Origin of the sequence: Pseudomonas sp. GM25 (genome assembly GCF_000282255.1) — a bacterium.
Classification (GTDB): Bacteria; Pseudomonadota; Gammaproteobacteria; order Pseudomonadales; family Pseudomonadaceae; genus Aquipseudomonas; species Aquipseudomonas aphyarum.
This window is the reverse complement of sequence record NZ_AKJQ01000006.1, coordinates 74465-90822: the sequence shown is the minus strand read 5'-3', so window position 1 is coordinate 90822 and position 16358 is coordinate 74465. Positions and strand designations below refer to the sequence as shown.

The following is a 16358-nucleotide window of genomic DNA, read 5'->3' as shown; positions in this document are numbered from 1 at the left end:
ACCCATTCGTCCATGGATACCCTAAAAAAAAAGAGCCATATTGAACCGGCTCTTTTTTTGATCATCACTTTCTGATCGTTGTTCAGTTTAGCGGGCTATAACTTTCGCAGGACTTTGTTGCTCGGTCCTTGGCAAGGTTGTAAGCCTCGTGCAACAACTTGTGCCGTTCAAGACGTACGTTCGGATCAGCCGGTGTACGGAACAGTGAAGTGGTCTTGGCCACATACGTGAACCTATTGCCATAACCGTATCTGAGCCACAGGTTCCAGTCTTCCAGATTGCTCATGTCCGTCTCGAAACCGCCCCGCTGCAAGAAAAGCGCACGCTGGAACAACAGCGACTGGATCGGGATGAAATTGTGGTCCAGCAGAATGTCGTAGTCATACTCGTGTTTGTAGTACGACGGTGTTTCATGGCTGACCTCAATGTAACGGCCATCCGCTGCGGTGTTCGTCCCGACCTCCATGGCCAGCGAGTACGCTGCCACCGATTCGGGGTTTTTCGCCAATGCCGTGACCAGCACCTCGACGTGATCGGAGAACAAAAGGTCATCGTCATCGAGGAACATGCAGTAGGTGCCCTTGGCCATCTCAAGACCATAGTTACCCGTCACCGAGCGGCCAACCTTGTCCATTCCGTAGAAGCGAATCGGGCGACCTTCCGGAGATTGGAACTCGGCCACCAGATCCTTCATCGTTTCGCCCCCGTCCTCGACCACCACCAACTCTACGTTCGGATAAGTCTGGTTCAGCACGGACATGATCGCCTGACGCAGGAACTCATTCCGGTTGCGGTAAGTACGGGTCACGATCGTTACCAGAGGCGCTTCGGCCAACGGTTCGCCAATAGTCCAGAAAGCACCGTCGCGAATCATCTCGTAGTCAAAACCACGGAACGGATAACTGACCTCTTTGCTGCGCCCTTTGCCGGAAAGAAAATGTGGCGCCTTGCGCAGTATCTTGCGGATGTTGCCGATCAGATCACGGCGTGCGCCCGAATACACTTCCGGCCGGAACAACAGGGCCGTTTGCAGGACCAGCGCACCGAACTTGTCACCGAAATCCCCGTAGCGCAGCCGCAAGTAGGCATTGGCCAGGGTACTTCCGGTGAACTGGATCGGCTTGACATGGTTTTCGTGCTCATAGGTGTAGTGATACACCACGGCAGACGGGCAGTATTTCAACTGATAACCGTAGGAACGAAACCGATAGGACAGCTCGACATCTTCGCCGTACATGAAGATCTCATGCTCGTATCCACCTACTTTGGCATACGCAGAGCGTCGAACCAGAATGCAGGCATGGGAAGACCAGTTGGTTTCGTGGGTTACCGGATCATAATATTTTGGATGCTCATACGGCGCCTGGCGCAATTCCCATGAGGCAACGGCGCCCGAGGTATCGGAATGGGCGGTCGCCACCACCCGGGAGATCGAGTCAGGGGCGAAGACGATGTCGATGTTGCTGATCAGTACAAATTCCGAATGCCCGGTTTTGATCGCCCGATCATGACCCAGGCCAAAACCGACGTTTTCACCCTGGACGATTTCGAAACCTGCCAGTTCGGCGGCCAGCTGGGTTTTCCAGCGCTGCAGATCATCAACCGTGTTGTCTTTGGAACCATTGTCGACAAAGCACAGGTTGAGCTTGTTCAGCGGATAATCCTGCGTTTTCAGGGACGCAAAGAAGCCATCGACCCATTTGCCGCTGTTGTATGTCACGATCGAGACATCGACTACGGGCTGCGCCTCGAACACTGGAACAACCGGCGCGTAGCCAAAACGTCGATCAGCGATGGTCTGTATCGCTTTGAGGTTGTTCTGCGAATTGATGGCCCGCATCATCCTGGCACGCGTGGCATTCACGATACTGCGCAAGCGCATGCGTACACCGATCAGAAACGGCAGCTTCTGATAAATCGGCCGCAACAAGGCACGAGGATTCATCAATACGTGACGCGCCTGCCAGTAGAAAGCCAGCAGCCAACGCCGCACGCCTCGGACAGGTCGGGTCATACGCCAGGATTTCGAGGCATAGACGTGGTGCAGCTCCTGCTTGAGCGCCTCTATCTCGGATTGGCAAGATTCAATCTGAAGGCTCAGTTGCTCCTGCTCCAAAAGCAGACAGTTCTGAATCTGCACCAGTTCATCGTTATCTTGCAGGTATCTGTCGTCCAGTACGGAATCGAACTTGTCGTTCATGTTTGAAAGTTGATCCTTCGTCAAAAGCAGCTCATCCCTGACGTTCGTCAGTTCGTCTCTGGTGGCAAAAAAGGTTTCATTGATCGTTGCCAGCTCACCGTGCGCCTCCTCGATCTTTCCTTCGAGCCAGCTGATATAGGATTGCTGGCGGTAACTCTCCAGATCCGGATCAAAACCGTTTCTCGCCGGATCAACAGACATCGTGCGCGCCAGGCGAGCCAGGTGTGCCGAAGGTTCGTTGAACTGCGCCTCGCTCAAAAAGTAACGCGACTGGGCAAAATCCAGCACTCGCGCGCGCAACGCCGCAGAGCATGGCGCCACAGCCCCGTGTGCCTGCCACAGTGCAGCAAGATCCTGCGGCCGCTCAACATCAATGGTCAACCCGGTACCGCTGTAGGGCGCCTTGCCCAAGGCATAGACCGTCTTGCCAGCCAGTGCAGCTTCGAAACCTGCCGAGGAATTGAGAGTGAACACCACATCGGCAGCGGCAATCAGGTCGGTAATGCTGTCTTCCTTGCTGGCCACCTGGACCTGCTCAGGCAGATCCGGCACTTCATCGAGGGGATGCGGTTTGACGATGACCGTGAAGGGTGCGCCCTCCACAACTGCGAGTACATGCCGGACGTATTCGGCCATGCTGGCGAAAGGTGATCCCATGATGATGTTGGAGTCATCCTGCACTTGAAGCAGGATCAGCACCATCGGGGTTCGGCTGGCGCCCTGGAAGCGATAAAGCGCCTCCATCTGCGCAAGCCTTGCCATCGCAGCATCTGCCGGCAGAGCCGTTGACTGCAACTGATACTCGGCAAACTCGGCACTGAAGCCGCTGCGCACATTGACGCCGCGGGAATCCGAGTAATACGCCATTGGATTGGGCGCCCGCAACATGCCCAACTCGTTGAAGATCAGCGGAATATTCCTCGTCTGGCAGGCGGTTTCCAGGCTGCCATCGTAGTTCCAGCAAAACACCAGATCGGGCTCTACCTGTTCGACAAGCGATGCCACGAAGCAGTCATGAAACGCCAAGGGCTGCTTGTTGAGCAGACACTTCCAGTCACTCAGCCAGTCCTGACGGCTCGATTGCGAGTAATCACTCTCGTACGTTGCCGGACTGATCCAGGTGTGTCTGAAGTCGGGATACTCGGCTTTCAGCTCGTCGGAGCCGACAAACACACACTCCCAGCCCTCGTCGGCGAATTTATTCGCCAACGGCAGGTAGACGTCCACAATGCTGCTGAACAACGTGGGGCGATCACGCAATACCAGCGGCAGTGTGTAAAACACCACACGTTTGTACTTGCGCGAGGCCACTCTGACCGCTGGATCACCCGCCGCGATGCTCTCGGCGGCTACGTTGAATTTCACCACCGAATTGGCCGCGATAATGGCACCGCGGCCAATATCCGCCCCCGCCAGCACCGAGGCATTGGCGCCAATCCAGACATCGTCACCAATGTTCACCGGGGCCAGCCTCAGGCCCTGATCCTTGATCGGAGCGCGCAGGTCATAACGGTGAGTCGACGAGGTGATGGAAACGTTGGGGGCGATCAGGACATCCTTGCCGATGGTGACCTTGCCACTGCCATTGATCCACGTTCCATAATTGACGACCGTACCGGAAGCGATGCTCAGATAACCTCCGGCACCGCACTCGATGACGACGTTGTCCCGCAATTGAACGTCATCTTCGATGATGCACTCGGCGGTTTCGTCGACATGAAAGCGTACTGTTTCTGCGACACTCGCATTACCGATCTTAAGCATGATTCAAACAACCTTCACAACGTTGACTGTTGACGGGCAATAAGCGACTCCCACGATCTGACGTCCACCCGATACGCTGATCTTGCGCATCGGCCAGCGTTGATCAAGTTCAACACGCTCTCCGTCCAGGCTGGCCATTCCGATAAACAGAAAGTACTCGCCCGGTGCAACATTGAGCGGGAAGGTAAAACTGATTTTGTGGGCACCGGGGTCGAGGTCGAACTTGCACCCGGCCAACAACGTGTTGTCTCCCGCCACGTCGACACCCTTGGCGTCTCGCAACGAGTACCCCATGACCACTTCCTTGAGCGCTGCGAAGGACTGGACATAGCAATGCATGGTGACGTCTTCGGTGGGCTCGAAGTGACTGGTCTGCGTGCCGTCGGCACTGAAAAACTCCACCGCATTGATTTTGGCTGCGCCGGAACCGAATCGAACTTCCGAGATATCGCCAAGCTCCTTCTCGTAGGACATATCGACATGCAGCGCTTCCACTACGGGTGCCGTCGCCGCTGAACTACTGTTGCGAACTTTCTTTTCGTAGTTTTTGGTCGCAGTCAGGACATCGGTGCTGTAGTCGATGATCTGACCGTTCTGCATCACGATGACCGCCTGGCAGAAGCGAATGACCGATTGGGTATCGTGCGAGACGAACAGGATCGTGGTTCCACGCTCCTGCATGTGTTTCATCTTGAGCATGCACTTGAGCTGAAAACCGGCATCGCCCACGCTCAGCGCCTCGTCCACGATCAGGACATCGGGCTCAACGTTGATCGCCACGGAAAAGGCCAGTCGTGCAAACATCCCGCTGCTGTACATGCGCACGGGCTGATTGACGAAGTCACCGATGTCCGCGAACTCAAGAATGGCCGCGATGCGTGTTTGCATTTCGGCGTGGGAATACCCCATCAGGGATCCCTGAAAATAAATGTTTTCCACGCCGGTGTAATCGGGGTTGAAGCCAGCACCCAACTCCAGCAACGAGGCGACCCGGCCGACGACCGTGACCTCGCCACTGGACGGCGTGAGGACCCCAGTGAGGATTTTCAGCAGAGTACTTTTGCCTGCACCGTTCTTACCCAGAATCCCCACTGTCTGGCCTTTTTCGACAGAGAAGGAAACATCGGTCAGTGCGTGAAAATCTTGATGGCGGTGCTTGCCGAATAGCGAAAGAGCCTCGACCAGCCTGTCAACCGGCTTGTTGTAAAGCCGATACACCTTGCTGACATTACGGACGCTGATTGCGCTCTCATTCACTGCATTCATTACAAAACATCCGCAAAGTGAGGTCTTAATTTTTTGAACGTGCGCCAGCCTATAAACGCCAGGACGATCAACACCCCCCAGAAGAACAGGGTTTGGGTAGGACGTTCCCAGAACCAGACCCCGCGAATCAGCGAATCCCTGAAGCCTTCGACAATGTATGCAAACGGGTTCAGGCGCAGGTAAGAAGCCGCGCGCCCCTGGATCGCATCGATGTCCCAGAAAACCGGAGTCAGCCAGAACCCGAACTGTGTGGCCATGGCCACCAGTTGACTCAGGTCGGGGAAGAAGATCACCACCGAGCTGGTGATCCAGGCGATCGCCAGCAGCAGCATGAACAGGCAAGCGATGTAGTAACCCACCTGCAACCAGTAAAGGTTCGGTTCGTAGCCATAAATGACGAACAACAACAGCAGGATGAATGCAAAGAACAAGTGCACGAGTACAGCCGAGGTGAGCTTCACCAGAGGCAACAAGGAAACCTTGAAGACAATCTTCTTTACCAGAAAGCTGTTGTCCTTGACCGCCGTACAACCGGCATTCAACGCCTCAACGGTAAAGAACCATGGCACCAGCCCGCACACCAGCCACAGGACGAACGGAAAGTCTCCGTGAGGCGCCGCTTTGAAGCCGAACTGAAACACGAACCACAAAATCAAGGTGGTTGCGCAAGGCTGGATAAAAACCCACAAAAAACCAAGGTAGTTGGTCAAGTAGCGGGCTCGAAGATCATTGGAAACCAGGCTCAACAGAATCCTGCGATCCGCCAGCATTCCCCTGAGCCAACTCATCGCACATCTCCAAATGTCACAACCACAGTCACTACCGCTCTGAAACTACCGCAAGACATCATGAATTCCATTTAACGGTCCGGGCTCATCGACTTTAGATTTTCACCAGCCTCAGGCACAAACACCGGCTTGGCTCCTTCAATGCCAGCCCTGGACTTGTCTTTGGGCTTGAACTTCAGCACGCGTTTTTCTACCAGATGCCAGGAGGCGTAACCGAGCACGAGGGTGATGGCAACGGTGACGAACAAGTACATCGGATACGAGATCTCCGGAAACTTGAGCAGGACAAACTGCTGTACCGGAAATGCATAGATGTAAACACCGTAGGAACAGTCGCCTACTCGATTGATCCAGCTTCCCAGGCGGCTGCTGGACAGGCCGTAGGCCAGAACGACATAAGGCAGGGTGAACCACAACACTACTTTGGAAATCGGGGCGTATGGAGCCAACAGGATCGTGGCGAAAATCAATACGCAAACACCCGACAGACTGAACCAGCGTTCGAGCCGCCATTTCGCGAAGCAGGCACCCATCATGAAGTAGATGCCTGTCAGAAAAACCTGTCGCACATCAGTGCCGTAAACAACCTTCATAGGAGCATCGCGCCAAACCCAGAAAATGACTGTCAGTGCAAAAACTGTCGTGGCGGCGACATAGACCCAGCGTCCACTGCGAAAAAGCAGTCCGAGAGCCATAACTACCAGGTACATGAAAAATTCGACAGGCAGGCTCCACAGCGAACCGTTAACAGCGTTGGCCACCCGTGCATGCTCAAGAACTCCGGGCAAATAGAAAACCGGGTTCAAGATGATATTTTTCAGATATGGCCAGAACTGCGGGTGCGCAAAGTATTCACTGATCGTCAACGTTGTGAACATTGGCCCCAGGATAAACATGCAGATCAGAACAACCACAATTAGCGCTGGAAAAATCCGTAAGGACCGCTTGATCAGAAAGTTGGCGGCTGAGGGAGTAAAGTCCCAGCTCTTGACGATCAGGTAACCACTGATGATGAAGAAAATTTCAATACCGAGCCCTCCATAGGAGGCCAATCCCAGGAAGCCGGCGGGTGGATTGCCATAAAAAGCAAACGAATGTGCGTAAAGCACCATCAGCGCAGCAATCAGCCGAAGCAAGTTTAAATTATTATCCTTATGCTGCATTTAGTACTGCTCCAACACTGTTTGAACTGATCAACATAAATTGACTGTGTGATTACAGGAGTCGCGGGATGAGAATTCACACGTCGACACCGGGATGCCCGACAACTCGCTCCCATGCGTATACCCACACGGGGGGCGCGAATCATAGCATCATCCGGTACTGGCTCCCACGCCTGGCAGGCATCAAGGGATTGACGGCACTTCCCGGGTACCGGCCTTGAACCTGGCGGCCAGCCACAGCAACGGCATGTAAGCGACTGCAAGGCCGACCAGGCCAGGCACAAGACCCAAGGCAACCACAAGCGCCCAGGGCAACAACCAGAAAAGATTCAATCCAACTACCGCAAGAGTGACCGCCTTGTGGCTTTTGAACTGTCGCGAGGCGTACTGATAGGCGTGACTGCGATGAGCCTGATAGACCTTTTCCCCGTTGAGTAGCCGGCGGCACAGCGTCCAGGTGGCATCAACCACGAATGCGCCAAGGAGAATGGCCCAACTCCATAAAAGCGCCGGTGAACGGCTCGCCGCATCGAGCGAGAGAATGCCCAATGCAATACCGAGAAAACCACTGCCCGCGTCTCCCATGAAGATGCGGGCCGGTGGATAGTTCCAGCAAAGAAAACCGCCAACGGCGACACTCAGTGCCAACACACCCCATACAGGCTCGATCTGACCGACCAACCCGTAAATCAGCGCACTCCCGAGACAGGCACACAGTGCCTCGGCACTGGCCAAGCCATCAATGCCATCCATGAAGTTGTAAAGATTGAGCATCCAGACCAGATAAACCGCTGCAAGTGCATGGCCTAACCAGCCAAGATCAAGGCTGCCATTGAACAGGGCAATCGGGGCCAGCCCGCCCAGCCAGAACAGCGCCCAGACGGCAGCAGCAAAATGTCCGAGCAAACGCCATCGTGCGGCGATATGCCCGTGATCATCGGCAAATCCGAGTACTGCCACCAGCAAGCCGCTGCCGGACAGTGCAAACAGTGTCGAACGGTCCATCAGCCCCAGCCCGCCGAGAACCGGCAAGGCCGACAGGAAACCAATAACGATCGCCACACCGCCACCGCGGGGCGTAGGCACCGAGTGCGAACTGCGCTCATTAGGAATATCCATCAGGCTTTTGGAGAGTGCGTAGTGTCGCACGCCCCAGGTCAATGCCCAGGACAGCAGAAAAATCGTAAGGAACAATCCGGCAATCATGACTTTTGCGTATCCAGAAAATGGCCTGCGGTACGGCGCATGGCGGTGTCCACATCAATCGGCGGCACCCAGCCAAGCATCTCGCGATTTTTGCTGATATCGACCTGCAAGGAGTCACAGACTCGCTGGGCCACACCGCGTTTGCCGACGGCGGCGGCACAGATCAACAGCAGTTTCGAGGGGACAGGCAACAACCGCGCCTTTTTCCCCAGAGCTGAGGCCAGACGCCGCAGCAAACGAGGCGTCGACAGATCGTCTCCGTCACTGACCAGAAAGGTTTGCCCCGCCGCGGCCGGATGCTCCAGACAGGTTTCGATCAAATCGACCAGATTGCCGATCGCAACCATGCTGCGCTGATTGCCGATGCCGCCCAATGGCAACACCATGCCCTTTTCAAGCCATTTCAGCAGGCTGAGAAAGTTGGCCTTTACCCCTGCCCCATAAACCAGCGGCGGGCGAATGATCACGATCTCCATGCCGGTTTCGCTGCCAAGCAAACGCAATGCCTGCTCGGCCTCGTACTTGGAGACCCCATAAGGGTCTTGCGGTGCCGGTACATCGTTCGCCGTAAAAGGACGCCCGGGAAGCGTGCTTTCACCATTGACCTTGATCGAGCTTATGAAAACGAAACGCTTGACCCCAGCCTGCGCAGCCGAGCGAGCCAATTGCAGTGTGCCGTCGACGTTCACGCGCCGGAATTCCGCCAGCGCATCGTGTGCCACCTCGTGCATGACATGCACCCGCGCCGCTGCATGCACAACGACTTGTACGCCGGCCAATTGCCCTGCCGAGCTCGCCCCCAATTCAAACCGCGCAACCGGACACAAGCCCAACAGACGCGTCGCGCCACGCACAGCCGCAACTGGCGCGAACTTTCGCCCGAGCAGCAAGTGCAAGACCAGCGCCTCACCGACAAATCCGCTCGCCCCGGTCACCCAGACTCTTGGCGCATTCATCGGGCAGGTTTCCCGACAAGGGCCGTTGCCCAGCAGATCAGGAAAAACAGCGCACGATCACGGATTCTGCGACGGCAGCGCCAGGCCGAAAACGAAAGTCTGATCAGCTGCCAACGACGCAACGCCAGCCAGGATCCGACGAAAGGATCATCCGTCTGGCCTGTCAGGCGCGCAATCAACGCCACCTGGGTAAACCACCAGCCATCGTGAATGGTTTTATAGCGGGCAATCATTGGACTCAGACCCGTGTTCGCGCCGACCTGATTACTTTCGTGCTGCCGATAATCCATGGACGGACGGGGATCGATGTACCAGCGAAAGCCGTGACTGCGTGCAAACGCATAACAGTACCAATCATGCAGACTGACATTCTGCAAGTCATGCCATTGCGCCAACATCGACTGTTTCATCGCCTGCGCCAATGCAGTGTTCAGCACATAGGTGCAGCCAGGCCCGGCGGCCTCGAACAGGAAATCCCAGCGCGTCTGCGATTGCGCCTTGTGCAACAGCTGAGTCCTGCCGCTCTCCCAGAACGCGGTCACATTGCTGGAACAGGCATCCACCCTGCGATCGCGCATCGATGTGATGGCCCGCTGCAGTTTATCCTCATGCCAGATATCGTCCTGATCAGCAAAGGAGATGTAGTCATAGGCCTGCAAATCTACATCACGGATCAGGCGAAAAAAATTGCGCGAGGCGCCACCGAAGCGAAGGCCCGAAGGCAAAAGGAAGACATTGGCATGGCGCGCTGCAAAGTCCGCGCACCACGCTTCCGTACCATCGGTAGAAGCATCAACACTGATATGAACGGTGACCTGCACCGCCGATTGACCGAGGATCGAAGACAATTGCTCTTCGATCCACTGCATTCCGTTGTAGGCAGCCAGCAAAACTGCAACCCGGGGAGTTGTTACTGGCATTCCATTCCTGCTTGCACGATTCTGACAAAGTGAACGAGACAGCGGATTTCAGCGAGTGCTGGAATCCAGGAGCTTCTGCAGATATTGGCCATAGCCGGTTTTCTTCAGGCTGTCGGCCTGTTTTGCCAACTGTTCGGCATCAATCCAGCCATTATTGAATGCAATTTCCTCGAGGCAGGCGACCTTCAAGCCTTGACGCTGCTCGATGGTGTGCACGAAGTGACTGGCCTCCAGCAGGGAATCGTGGGTGCCGGTGTCAAGCCAGGCGAATCCACGCCCGAGCATTTCGACATTCAGCGACTTCTGCGCCAGATAAGCCTGATTGACATCGGTGATTTCCAGCTCGCCGCGTGGAGAAGGCTTGATGTTCTTGGCAATATCAACCACTTGGTTGTCGTAGAAATACAATCCGGTCACTGCATAATTGGATTTCGGCTTCAGCGGTTTTTCTTCAATGCTCAGGGCCCGCCCCGTGTCATCGAACTCCACCACACCGAAGCGCTCGGGATCGGAAACGTGGTAACCGAACACCGTCGCCCCCTGCGCCTGTCGAGTCGCCGCGCGCAGGTTGTCGGAGAAGTGCTGACCGTAGAAGATGTTGTCGCCCAGAATCAGGCAGCATGGATCTTTGCCAATGAACTCTTCGCCGATGATAAAGGCTTGCGCCAGGCCATCCGGGCTCGGCTGCTCGGCGTAAGTGAGCTTGATGCCATAGACACTGCCATCGCCCAACAACTTACGGAAACAAGGCAAATCTTCCGGGGTGGAAATGATCAGGATTTCGCGCATTCCGGCCAGCATCAAAACCGACAGCGGATAAAAGATCATCGGCTTGTCGTAGATCGGCAGCATCTGCTTGGAAACACCAAGGGTCAGCGGGTGCAGGCGCGTACCCGAGCCACCGGCGAGAATGATGCCTTTACGATTTGTCGTGGTCATTTATTAAGAACTTCCCTAAGCATTCGGGTTACACCACTTTGCCAATCCGGCAAGTGTAGAGAAAAATTGTCGCGCAGCTTCTGAGTATTCAAACGTGAATTCAGAGGCCGACGAGCGGGGGTCGGATACGCAGTCGTATCGATCGGATTGATCGCAGTGACAGCAAGCTGCTCGCCATTGTCCCGGGCAAACGCGATGACATGGCTTGCATAGCCGTGCCACGATACTTCGCCACTCGCTGCCAGGTGATACACACCCGCCAGCTCCGGCTGCTGAAGCACCTTGCGAATCGCAATTGCCGTGACATCGGCGATCAGGTCAGCCCCTGTAGGAGCCCCTATCTGATCGGCAATCACACTGAGCGTTTCGCGATCTTTTGCCAGTCGAAGCATGGTCTTGGCGAAGTTATTGCCGCGAGCACCATAGACCCAACTGGTTCGGAAGATCAGATGCTTGCAGCCCGACGCAGCGATTGCCTGCTCACCGGCGAGCTTGCTTGCACCGTAATGATTGACCGGTGCGACCGCATCGGTCTCCTGCCATGACGCCGAACCCTCACCACTGAACACGTAATCGGTTGAGTAATGAATCAGCCAGGCACCCAGCAAAGCCGCCTCTTCAGCCATGACTTGACTGGCATGGCCGTTGACGCGATCAGCCAGCTCGACTTCGGATTCGGCCTTGTCGACTGCGGTGTAGGCAGCTGCGTTGACAATGACATCAGGTTTGAGCGTGCGGATTGTCGCACGCAAGGTGTCCAGATCCGACAAGTCACCACACAGACCATCGACAGCATGACGATCCAGCGCGACCAACTCACCAAGCGGCGAGAGGGAGCGTTGCAGCTCCCACCCCACCTGACCATTTTTACCCAGTAAGAGAATTTTCATGCCTGGTTCGAGCGATCTGCGTAGTTCTGGTCGATCCACTGCTGGTAGCTTCCGCTTTTGACGTGAGCGACCCATTCAGTGTTATTCAGGTACCACTCGACAGTCTTGCGAATCCCGGTTTCAAAGGTTTCTTCCGGAGTCCAGCCCAGTTCGCGCTGGATCTTGCTGGCGTCGATGGCATAACGCTGATCATGACCCGGGCGATCCTGAACGTAAGTGATCAGGCTCGCATGCGGGCGATGCGCAGAGTCGGGACGCAATTCGTCGAGAAGAGCACACAGGGTGTTCACGACTTCAATATTCTGTTTTTCGTTGTGACCGCCAATGTTATACGTCTCGCCAATGACGCCCTCGGTCACGACCTTGTAAAGCGCACGCGCGTGATCTTCGACATAAAGCCAGTCACGGACCTGGTTCCCTTTGCCATAGACCGGCAACGGCTTGCCTTCCAGCGCATTGAGAATGATCAGCGGGATCAACTTTTCAGGGAAGTGGCAAGGACCGTAGTTGTTCGAGCAGTTGGTCACAAGCGTCGGCAAACCATAAGTACGAGCCCAGGCACGGACCAGATGGTCGGAGCTGGCCTTGCTTGCCGAATACGGCGAACTTGGCTGATAGGGAGTCGTTTCAGTGAAGAGATCTTCCGGACCTTCGAGGTCGCCGTAAACTTCGTCCGTCGAGATATGGTGAAAGCGGAAAGCGGCCTTGCGCGCATCATCCAGCGCAGTCCAATAATGGCGTGCCGCTTCCAACAGCGTGTAAGTACCAATGATATTGGTCTGAATGAACTCGGAAGGACCCGAGATGGAGCGATCGACGTGAGACTCTGCGGCCAGATGCATGATCGCATCCGGTTGGTGCTCACGCAGGACACGGTCAATCTGCTCACGATCGCAGATATCGACGCGCTCGAACGTGTAACGCGAGTTTCCGCTGACTTCGGCCAACGACTCAAGGTTACCGGCATACGTCAGCTTGTCGACGTTTACCACTGCGTCGGTAGTGTTGGAAATGATATGACGGATAACAGCTGAGCCGATAAACCCGGCGCCGCCGGTTACTAGAATTTTCACGCGAAACCATACCCTTGAGTTGCTGACAGGGCTGCCAACCGAGCACTGTCTAATCCATAAATGCAAAAGCCATCAATTCAGCCGGGGCTTCTGACAGAGCCAGTCTGCACCGACGTGGGAATATGCCACTATCGGACAGGCGCAGCATTTTACAGCTTAATGAACGTTTTACTAATGGATATAGACAAGCTGTGGCTAAAGTTTTAGTTCGCCTTTCGTTCCATGTCGCAATCAGACAAGACGCTTACGTGAAGCCCTGGACGCACGTCCCAGGAACCAGCCAAAAACCGGTCCGATCAGCATACCCGCCAGCAATGCACCAACCGTAATAACCGACACCGGAAGTTGCGGCCCCTCCCAACCAAGAAACAACAGGGAGACCGATTGCTGATTCTCGAGAACGAACGCAAGGATCGCCAACACAACCAATAGAATCAGAACGGAAAGCAGAATGCGCTTGATATTATTCATGAGCAACTCCTTGCGTAACGGTGACCGTCAAGCCCCCTCCTCCTCTTCTTCATTCACGCGATCGCGCAGCTCTTTGCCTGGCTTGAAATGCGGAACGAATTTACCGTCAAGGCTGACGGACTGACCGGTCTTTGGATTGCGACCGACACGCGGCGCACGATAGTGCAAGGAAAAGCTGCCAAAACCACGGATCTCGATACGATCCCCCGTGGCCAGACACTGGGACATTTGCTCAAGCATGGTCTTGATGGCCAACTCCACATCCTTGGATGAGAGCAGCCCCTGATGGGTGACAATTCGTTCGATCAACTCCGACTTCGTCATATTTTTCCCTTCTTTTTCAAGCAGCTAGATCAGCGCTTGAAAGGTTTTAGCACGCCCGGAAGATTTTGAACAGCCCAGGGCTTGACATATCTTTCCGCTCGCCGAAACGCCCATTTTCAGGGCATCGGATCACAAGCCCGCCAACGCTCACTCACCGACAAATCACCAACATGGTTCGAGTGACGTAGCCTGCCGGATTGAAGCCAAAGGGAAACTCATCCTCATCCCGGGCGTCATCAGATCGCGTGACCACCTTATACCCCGCCCCCTTGCATTCCTTGGCGGCACGCTTCTGACACTTCTCCCAGCCCGAACCCAAGCCGGAGCAGTCAACCTCGATACCACTGACTCCACGCACCGCATGGGTCTTGGCGCTCGTTGTGCAGCCCGCCAACATCAAGACACCTATAAACACTATAAACTTGCTCATTCACTTCCTTATGCCAGGCGCCCGCCCGACTACTGCAATCTTCAGACTAAGCCTAGACGCGAATAGACGATTGATCCGATTAAAGAAACAGACCACCCGGCAAAGGGAATGGTTTCACTCGAACAAACAGCGAGCGATGCCCCACCAAATCGCAGGCACAAAAAAGGGCGACCGAAGTCGCCCTTTTTAATGATCAGACAGAACTCAGTTCTGTTTGGCCATTGCTTGACGCAGCAGTGCCGCCATAGTGGTGTCAGCTGCTTCGCCTTCCGGAGCTGCTTTCAGGCTCTGGATGGCTTCTTTCTCTTCAGCATCGTCTTTCGATTTGATCGACAGCTGAATTACGCGGCTCTTACGATCAACGCTGATGATCTTGGCTTCTACTTGCTGGCCTTCTTTCAGAACGTTGCGCGCGTCTTCAACGCGGTCACGGCTGATTTCGGAGGCTTTCAGAGTCGCTTCGATGTCGTCGGCCAGAACGATGATGGCGCCTTTGGCGTCAACTTCTTTCACGGTGCCAGTAACGATTGCGCCCTTGTCGTTAACCGAGACGTACTCGGAGAACGGATCGCTTTCCAGTTGCTTGATACCCAGGGAGATACGCTCACGCTCCGGGTCAACCGACAGGATAACGGTGTCCAGCTCGTCGCCCTTCTTGAAACGACGTACGGCTTCTTCGCCCACTTCGTTCCAGGAGATGTCGGACAGGTGAACCAGACCGTCGATGCCGCCGTCCAGACCAATGAAGATACCGAAATCGGTGATCGACTTGATGGTGCCGGAGATCTTGTCGCCCTTGTTGAACTGGCCAGAGAAGTCTTCCCATGGGTTCGACTTGCACTGCTTGATGCCCAGGGAGATACGACGACGCTCTTCGTCGATGTCCAGAACCATGACTTCCACTTCGTCGCCGACTTGTACGACTTTCGAAGGGTGGATGTTCTTGTTGGTCCAGTCCATTTCCGAAACGTGTACCAGACCTTCAACGCCTTCTTCCAGCTCAGCGAAGCAGCCGTAGTCGGTCAGGTTGGTTACACGGGCGGTAACGCGAGTGCTTTCTGGGTAACGGGCTTTGATAGCAACCCATGGATCTTCGCCCAGTTGCTTCAGGCCCAGGGAAACACGATTGCGCTCGCGATCGTATTTCAGAACCTTGACGTCGATCTCGTCGCCAACATTGACGATTTCGGAAGGGTGCTTGATACGCTTCCACGCCATGTCGGTGATGTGCAGCAGGCCGTCCACGCCACCCAGATCGACGAATGCGCCGTAATCGGTGAGGTTTTTGACGATACCTTTGACTTGCTGGCCTTCCTGCAGGGATTCCAGCAGAGCTTCACGCTCGGCGGAGTTCTCGGCTTCCAGGACGCTGCGACGGGAAACGACAACGTTGTTGCGCTTCTGGTCCAGCTTGATGACCTTGAATTCCAGCTCTTTGCCTTCCAGGTGCGTGGTGTCGCGCACTGGACGGACGTCAACCAGGGAACCTGGCAGGAACGCACGGATGCCGTTAACGTCGACAGTGAAGCCGCCTTTAACCTTACCGTTGATAACGCCCTTGACCACTTCCTCGGCTGCGAAGGCTGCTTCCAGAACGATCCAGCATTCAGCGCGCTTGGCTTTTTCACGGGACAGCTTGGTTTCACCGAAACCGTCTTCAACCGAGTCCAGAGCAACGTGAACTTCGTCACCGACGTTGATGTTCAGTTCGCCAGCGTCGTTGTAGAACTGCTCCAGAGGGATCAGTGCTTCGGACTTCAGGCCAGCGTGAACGGTTACCCAGCGAGCTTGGTAATCGATATCAACGATAACACCGGTGATGATGGAGCCTGCCTGAAGGTTCAGGGTCTTTAGGCTTTCTTCAAAGAGTTCCGCAAAGCTTTCGCTCATTTTAATTCCTGTTGATTAGGGCGAAAAATACGCCCGTCTCCACATCCCAGACGATGCGGGTCAGTTTCATTTAAAGGA

At 55.2% G+C, this 16358-nt stretch carries 14 protein-coding genes; all 14 read right to left on the bottom strand.

Annotation, left to right across the window (positions count from 1 at the left end):
- Positions 1-82: 82 nt before the first annotated feature.
- A complete protein-coding gene (locus PMI24_RS02030; protein ID WP_007950931.1) occupies positions 83-3964 on the bottom strand; it encodes a glycosyltransferase in 3882 nt (1293 codons plus the stop codon).
- A gap of 3 nt (positions 3965-3967) precedes the next feature.
- Positions 3968-5230, bottom strand: a complete 1263-nt coding sequence (locus PMI24_RS02025; RefSeq protein ID WP_007950930.1) for an ABC transporter ATP-binding protein — start codon at positions 5228-5230, stop codon at positions 3968-3970.
- A complete protein-coding gene (locus PMI24_RS02020; RefSeq protein WP_007950929.1) occupies positions 5230-6018 on the bottom strand; it encodes an ABC transporter permease in 789 nt (262 codons plus the stop codon). The genes PMI24_RS02025 and PMI24_RS02020 overlap by 1 nt, the downstream gene beginning before the upstream one ends.
- Positions 6019-6089: 71 nt before the next feature.
- Complete coding sequence (locus PMI24_RS02015) at positions 6090-7181, bottom strand: acyltransferase family protein (protein WP_007950928.1); 1092 nt, start codon at positions 7179-7181, stop codon at positions 6090-6092.
- Between the two features lie 183 nt (positions 7182-7364).
- Positions 7365-8387, bottom strand: coding sequence for an MraY family glycosyltransferase (locus tag PMI24_RS02010; protein WP_007950927.1), 1023 nt, complete (start codon positions 8385-8387; stop codon positions 7365-7367).
- Positions 8384-9343 (bottom strand): UDP-glucose 4-epimerase family protein, encoded by a 960-nt coding sequence (locus PMI24_RS02005; protein ID WP_007950926.1) that lies wholly within the window; start codon positions 9341-9343, stop codon positions 8384-8386. Before PMI24_RS02005 ends, PMI24_RS02010 begins: the two co-directional genes overlap by 4 nt.
- Complete coding sequence (locus PMI24_RS02000) at positions 9340-10263, bottom strand: glycosyltransferase (protein WP_007950925.1); 924 nt, start codon at positions 10261-10263, stop codon at positions 9340-9342. Before PMI24_RS02000 ends, PMI24_RS02005 begins: the two co-directional genes overlap by 4 nt.
- 48 nt (positions 10264-10311) lie before the next feature.
- A complete protein-coding gene (gene rfbA, locus PMI24_RS01995) occupies positions 10312-11202 on the bottom strand; it encodes a glucose-1-phosphate thymidylyltransferase RfbA (protein ID WP_007950924.1) in 891 nt (296 codons plus the stop codon).
- Positions 11199-12092: a dTDP-4-dehydrorhamnose reductase gene (gene rfbD / locus PMI24_RS01990; RefSeq protein WP_007950923.1), complete on the bottom strand. Its 894-nt coding sequence runs from the start codon at positions 12090-12092 to the stop codon at positions 11199-11201. The genes rfbA and rfbD overlap by 4 nt, the downstream gene beginning before the upstream one ends.
- Entirely contained in the window at positions 12089-13165 is a 1077-nt protein-coding gene (gene rfbB / locus PMI24_RS01985; RefSeq protein ID WP_007950922.1) for a dTDP-glucose 4,6-dehydratase, read from the bottom strand. The genes rfbD and rfbB overlap by 4 nt, the downstream gene beginning before the upstream one ends.
- Before the next feature lie 231 nt (positions 13166-13396).
- Entirely contained in the window at positions 13397-13636 is a 240-nt protein-coding gene (locus PMI24_RS01980) for a LapA family protein (protein WP_007950921.1), read from the bottom strand.
- A gap of 27 nt (positions 13637-13663) precedes the next feature.
- Positions 13664-13960: an integration host factor subunit beta gene (gene ihfB, locus PMI24_RS01975; RefSeq protein ID WP_007950920.1), complete on the bottom strand. Its 297-nt coding sequence runs from the start codon at positions 13958-13960 to the stop codon at positions 13664-13666.
- A gap of 151 nt (positions 13961-14111) precedes the next feature.
- Positions 14112-14390 (bottom strand): hypothetical protein, encoded by a 279-nt coding sequence (locus PMI24_RS01970; RefSeq protein WP_007950919.1) that lies wholly within the window; start codon positions 14388-14390, stop codon positions 14112-14114.
- A 204-nt stretch (positions 14391-14594) separates the two neighbouring features.
- Positions 14595-16280, bottom strand: a complete 1686-nt coding sequence (rpsA, locus tag PMI24_RS01965; protein WP_007950918.1) for a 30S ribosomal protein S1 — start codon at positions 16278-16280, stop codon at positions 14595-14597.
- Between the last annotated feature and the right edge of the window lie 78 nt (positions 16281-16358).